Below are 2,642 nucleotides of genomic sequence, written 5' to 3'. Positions count from 1 at the left end.
CGGCTTCCTCGCCGAGCACTTCGCCGATCCGACCCGCCTGGCGCCCCTCGCGGAGAATTTCTGGGTGTCGTTCTTCAGGGGATCGCGGCTCAAGAGCACGCGGGCGAGTACCGCGCGACGGGCCGGCGCGCGGCCGCGCCCAGCGACGGTGCGCGAGTCGCCGGGAAGCTAGACTGTGGCAAGGCAGGTCCCGAGGGAGGACCCTCGGGCGAGGCGGCCCATGACTGAGCCTCGGTCGACACCCAAAACCGGCCATAGGTCGACACCTCAAAACCGGCCATAGAGGGTAGGCGCTCAAGACGTTGACGCGGCGGGAGGGGCTGTGGTCCCTCTCGCCAGCATGACCAACATCTTGAGCGACGACAAACGACAGGACGTTCTGGCACTTGGCCGGCTGGGCTGGACGCTTCGGCGGATCCAGCAGGCGACGGGCGTGCGGCGCGAGACCGCCAGCGCCTACCTCAAAGCCGCCGGGCTCGCCGTGCGGCCCCCGGGGCGGTGGGGCCACCCCGCGGCAAATCCGGCCATAGAGGTGTCCACCGACCCCGGAGCCCGTCCGCCGGGGCTCTCCACCCTGCTGCACACGCCGCCACCCCCAGGGCGCTCGCCTACGGCCAGCGCGTGCGCCCCGTATCGCGAGCTGATCGAGGGGGCCCTCGCCCACGGCCGCGACGCCATGGCGATCTGGCGCGATCTGGTCGATGATCACGGCTTCCCCGCCCAGTATGCGAGTGTCCGGCGCTTTATCCTCACGCTCCGGGGCCAGCAGCCCGTCGAGGCGCACCCGGTGATCGTGACGGCTCCGGGTGAAGAGGGTCAAGTCGATTACGGCGAGGGCCCGATGGTGCGGCATCCGGTCACGGGCAAGTACCGCCGCACGCGGCTGTTCGTCTTCACGCTGGGCTACAGCCGCAAGAGCGTCCGCCTGCTGACCTTTCAGTCGAGCACCCGGTGCTGGGCCGAGTTGCACGAGGAAACGTTTCGCCGGCTGGGTGGGTCGGTCACGGTCGTCGTCCTCGACAATCTTCGCGAGGGCGTGCTGACGCCGGACATCTACGACCCCACGCTGAACCCGCTCTACCGCGACGTGCTCGCGCACTACGGCGTGGTCGCGGTGCCCTGTCGCGTCGGGGATCCTGATCGGAAGGGGAAAGTCGAGTCGGCCATTGGCCACACGCAGAAGGCCCTCAAGGGCCTGCGCTTCGACACGCTCGCCGAGGGCGCAAGCCTACCTCGACCGCTGGGACGCCCGCTGGGCCGACACGCGCATCCACGGCACCACCAAGCGCCAAGTGGCCGCCATGTTCGCCGAGGAGCGGCCGGCCCTGCGGCCGCTGCCCGTCGAGCCGTTTCGCTACTACCAGTTCGGCCTCCGCACGGTCCATCTCGACGGCTGCGTCGAAGTCGAGTATGCCTACTACGCCCCCCCGCCCGGCTGGATCGGGCAAGCCCTGTCGGTCCAATGGGACGGCCTGCACGTCCGCCTCCTCGACCCCGCCACCGGCACCCTCCTCCGCGAGCATCGCCGCACCCCGCCCGGGCGCCGGGCCATGCACCCCGCGGATCAGCCGGCACGCACCCCGCCCACCACGCTGACGCTGCTCGCGCAGGCCGCCCGCGCCGGCGCCCACATCGGTACCCTCTGCGACACAATCCATCGCCGCGACGGCCCACTCGGCGTCCGCCGCATCCTGGGCGTCCTCGGGCTGGTGAAGAAACACGGCCCCGCGGTGGTCGAGGACGCCTGCGCCGCCGCGCTGGAGCTCCAGGTCGCCAACTACCGCTTCGTCCGGCGCTACCTCGAGCGGCACCCGGCGGTGCCTCTCACACTGCGCCAGGTCGATCCGCTCATCCGCGACCTCACCCACTACCGCGACGTCATCGCGCGGAAAACCCAGGAGGAGATCCCCACATGAACCTCATCGAGCTGCAACGCGCCCTCCGGCAACTCCGCTGCTCCGGCATGGCGATCGGCCTCGAGCCGCGGCTCCTCGAGGCCCAGACCGACAGGCTGGCCCCGATTGACTTCCTCTCCACGCTCGTCCAAGACGAGCTCCTGCGCCGCCAGGACCGGCTCCTCGCTCGCCGGATCCAACAGGCCGGCTTCCGCGACCCGGGCAAGACGCTCGATACCTTCGACTTTGACTTCAACAAGAAGATGCCCCGCCGCCTCGTGTTCGAGCTCGCCACCGGCCGCTTCGTGACCCAGCACGAGGACGGACTGTTTCACGGGCCGCCCGGCACGGGCAAGAGCCACTTGGCGCAAGCGATCGGTCTCGCTGTGATCCAGCAAGGCCATCGCGTGCTCTACCGCGAAGCCCACGTGCTGCTCGAGGAACTCGCGGATGCCCAGCTGGCGGGCACGCGGAAGCCATACCTGGCGCAGCTCACCACCGTCCCGCTCCTCGTCATCGACGATCTCGCCATGCGGAAGCTGCCGCAGACCGCGGCCGAGGATCTCCTCGAGATCGTCATGCGCCGCTACGAAAAAGCGTCCACGCTGATCTAAGTTATGAGGAATATGCCGCCCTTCCCACTACGGTGGTGCGTAGCGGCAGCACCACACACCACCGGGGAGGGGACATGGACAAAGGGGCGTGGGCGCGAACAGGTGAGCAGGGAGTACCCGTCACAGCAAGTCG

General features: G+C 69.5%; 1 protein-coding gene and 1 pseudogene. Both read left to right on the top strand.

The genetic code is table 11. The features are described 5' to 3' along the window. The first annotated feature begins 340 nt into the window (after positions 1-340). Positions 341-1,916: pseudogene (gene istA / locus Q7W02_22095) on the top strand (IS21 family transposase). Continuing rightward, complete coding sequence (locus tag Q7W02_22090; GenBank protein MDO8478837.1) at positions 1,913-2,509, top strand: ATP-binding protein; 597 nt, start codon at positions 1,913-1,915, stop codon at positions 2,507-2,509. Before istA ends, Q7W02_22090 begins: the two are co-directional and overlap by 4 nt. Positions 2,510-2,642 lie beyond the last annotated feature (133 nt).

Source organism: Candidatus Rokuibacteriota bacterium (genome assembly GCA_030647435.1).
Classification (GTDB): domain Bacteria; phylum Methylomirabilota; class Methylomirabilia; order Rokubacteriales; family CSP1-6; genus AR37.
This window is presented reverse-complemented; position numbering and strand designations above follow the sequence as displayed.